The organism is Paenibacillus zanthoxyli JH29 (genome assembly GCF_000520715.1).
GTDB classification, from domain to species: Bacteria; Bacillota; Bacilli; order Paenibacillales; family Paenibacillaceae; genus Paenibacillus_AQ; species Paenibacillus_AQ zanthoxyli.
In genome coordinates this window covers 1-3,257 of sequence record NZ_ASSD01000466.1, presented here as the reverse complement: position 1 = coordinate 3,257, position 3,257 = coordinate 1, and the positions used below count along the sequence as shown (strand labels likewise).

Below are 3,257 nucleotides of genomic sequence, written 5' to 3'. Positions count from 1 at the left end.
CGGTGCGCCTCCGGGATATGTCGGCTACGAAGAGGGCGGCCAGCTTACGGAAGCGGTGCGGCGCCAGCCTTACACGGTCGTCCTGCTGGACGAAGTGGAAAAAGCCCATCCGGACGTGTTCAACATCCTGCTGCAGCTGCTGGATGATGGCCGCCTGACCGATTCGCAGGGCCGGATCGTCGATTTCAAGAATACGATTGTCATCATGACGTCGAACATCGGCTCGCCTCATCTGATTCAAGGCACCGATGACAACGGCGATCTCACTCCTGCGGTCAAGGAGCGCGTCATGCGCGAGCTGCGCAGCCATTTCCGCCCCGAGTTCCTGAACCGGGTGGACGACATCGTGATGTTCAAGCCGCTGTCGCTTGACGAAATCCGGCAGATCGTCGGCAAGCTGGTGGACGGCCTGCGGGCGCGTCTGGCCGAGCGTCAGGTCGGCCTTGTCCTCACAGACGAAGCGGTTCGCTTTATCGCGAAGGAGGGCTTCGACCCCGTATATGGTGCGCGGCCGCTGAAGCGGTTCATCCAGCGCAGCCTGGAGACCCGGGTCGCCCGGGCGCTGATCTCCGGCGAAGCGGGCGAAGGCTCCGTACTGAAGGTCGGCGAATCGGATGGAGAACTGACGGTCGTGATTGAGAAGCCGGAAGCCGCGCCGATTGGCAAAGCGTAATACGAGACTCGAAAATATCCTCAAACGAACAGGGACTTCCCAACCTTTAAGGTAAAGGGAGGCCCTGTTTTTTTATGGGAAAAATTATTTAGAGGGTATTCAATCGCGGCATATTATTTTACATGATATGATACAAAACAAGAGGAAATCGCCGGATTTTATCCTCACAGGACAAGAAACCCCATTCGCTTTTGGTAAGAGGGCACATTGTCCGGGTTCTTTCTCCTGCGGTACCATGGGTTAAGCTCATTATTCCGTTGCTTTCAGATGGAAATCGACGGCTATAACGGTGACGAAAAATGGGATATTAACCAGGAACATAGGAGGAACCCTCATGGCATTAATGCAGACATTGACTGTGCTTGAAGCGCTCGACAGTGCATTTGTGAACGGGGAGGCGGTGGGCAGACTGTTCGCCGGTTTTCCGGGAGTTTCCGTTAACGTAACCACGGTGAAAGGCGACAAAGGCAGCACCGATTTTATTAAAATATTGATTCCGGGTACGGATGGCAAAAGCAAGGGAGGCAGCGCCCCGACATTCGGCATTGTGGGCCGTCTCGGGGGGATCGGCGCGCGGCCGAGCCGGATTGGTATTGTCTCTGATGCGGACGGCGCGGTCGCGGCGGTCGCGTCCGCTTTGAAGCTGGCGGAAATGCAGGTTAAAGGAGATTCGCTGCCCGGAGATGTAATCATCACCACGCATATTTGTCCGGATGCCCCTACGCTGCCGCATGAACCCGTTGATTTTATGGATTCGCCGGTCGATATTCTTGTGATGAACCACTATGAAGTCCTGCCGGAGATGGAAGCGATTTTGTCCATTGACACGACCAAAGGCAACCGTGTCGTTAATCATAAAGGCATTGCCATCTCGCCGACGGTGAAGGAAGGTTATATTCTTCGCGTCAGCGAGGATCTTTTGCGTATTATGGAGATGACCACGGGCATTCCGCCCGTCACTTTCCCTGTAACGACTCAGGACATTACGCCTTACGGGAACGGACTGTATCATATCAACTCGATTCTTCAACCGGCGGTTGCCACGGATGCTCCGGTGGTCGGAGTGGCCGTTACGGCGCAGTCCGTTGTCCCGGGATGCGGAACCGGCGCCAGCCATGAGGTCGATATCGCCTCGGCCGTTCGTTTTGCGGTGGAGACGGCCAAGGAAGTGACGACCGGTATCTGCAGCTTCTACAACCCGGAAGAGTTCAGCCGCATCACGGCGCTGTACGGTTCCATGAAGAAGCTTCAGACTCAGGGTCAAGGGACGCAGGTCGGCTGATGATACGCACGGGATTCGAAGCATCCGCCGCGCTGGGGATGATTACGATTGGACAGGCGCCAAGAAACGATGTCGCCCCCTACCTTCTGCGCCAGCTTGAAGGCAGAGCCAGGCTCATTCAGGCGGGAGTGCTCGACGGATGGAGCGAGGAGGAGATTAAGGATAGGCTTGCGCCTGGCCCGGGGGATTACGCTCTAACGTCCAGGCTGGCGGATGGCGGTGCAGCCGTCGTGGCCCGTGACAAGGTGCTTCCCATCCTTCAAGGGAAGATTGACGCGATGGAGGCGGAAGGCATCCGCCAGTTTCTTCTGCTCTGCACCGGCGTATTTCCCGGCCTGCGGACCCGTTCGTCCTTTCTGATCGAACCGGACCGGATACTTACCCCGGCGGTGGCCGCTCTTGCCGGCGGACGGCGTCTTGGCGTGATTTGTCCGCTGGAAGAGCAGGCAGACAGCCTGACGGACAAATTCGCTGAGTACGGACTCCGGCCCGTCTTCGCTGCCGCCTCGCCCTATACTGGAGCGGAAGAAGACTTCAACAGAGCTGCAAGGACCCTTCAAGGCAGAGCGGATGTTCTGCTGCTGGATTGCATGGGATATACGGAGCGGCACAGGGAGAGCATAGCCCGCGCCTCCGGGCGGCCGGTTATTCTCTCCAACACGCTGATGAGCAAGCTCGTCTCCGAAATTTTGGCATAAAGGATGGCTTGGGATGAACGATAAAATTGCAGCGGCAAGCCGGAAGATGCTGGCCGATTGTTTAGGGCTGCGCGGCGGCGAATCTTTGCTAGTCGTTGTGGACGATGGCAAAAAAATGCTGGGCGAAGCGGTCCGCGCCGCCGGCGCTTCCCTTGGCGCGGAAGCGGTGCTGATGGTGATGAACGAGCGGACAAGGTCGGGAGAGGAGCCGCCGGGTGCTGTTGCTGCGGCAATGGAAGCGGCGGACGCCGTTGTCTGCATCACCGAGTATTCGCTTACCCATACCGCAGCGCGCAAACGCGCTGCGGCTGCGGGGGCGCGGGTGGCGACGATGCCCGGCGTGACGGAGGATATGTTCCTGAACGGCGCCATTACGGCTGATTACCTGAAGGTCAAGGCCTTGACGGACACGCTTACGGCCAAGCTGAGCGAAAGCCGGAGCGTCCGCATTGAAAAGGCGGGGCATAGCCTGAGCTTCTCGATTGAGGGAAGGAACGGTGTGCCCAGCACGGGACTGTATCTGCTGCCGGGCGAATCCGGCAATCTTCCGTCGGGCGAGGCGTATATCGCGCCGGTGGAGGGAACCGCCGCCGGTTCGATTCTG

The 3,257-nt window shown here is 58.2% G+C and carries 3 protein-coding genes and 1 pseudogene; all 4 read left to right on the top strand.

Annotated elements, in window-relative coordinates:
- The coding region (locus L691_RS0118140) for an AAA family ATPase (protein ID WP_025691831.1) at positions 1-673 on the top strand (673 nt) is incomplete at its 5' end.
- Positions 674-1,007: 334 nt separating this feature from the next.
- A complete protein-coding gene (locus L691_RS0118135) occupies positions 1,008-1,955 on the top strand; it encodes a DUF1177 domain-containing protein (RefSeq protein ID WP_025691830.1) in 948 nt (315 codons plus the stop codon).
- Positions 1,955-2,653, top strand: coding sequence for an AroM family protein (locus tag L691_RS0118130; RefSeq protein WP_025691829.1), 699 nt, complete (start codon positions 1,955-1,957; stop codon positions 2,651-2,653). The genes L691_RS0118135 and L691_RS0118130 overlap by 1 nt, the downstream gene beginning before the upstream one ends.
- 13 nt (positions 2,654-2,666) lie before the next feature.
- Positions 2,667-3,257, top strand: a pseudogene (locus L691_RS0118125) (aminopeptidase); the annotation flags it as partial.

Bases quoted from the DNA above. Each gene is read 5' to 3' on its own strand.
- L691_RS0118135 (WP_025691830.1), top strand. From the start codon at position 1,008: ATGGCATTAATGCAGACATTGACTGTGCTTGAAGCGCTCGACAGTGCA.
- L691_RS0118130 (WP_025691829.1), top strand. From the start codon at position 1,955: ATGATACGCACGGGATTCGAAGCATCCGCCGCGCTGGGGATGATTACG.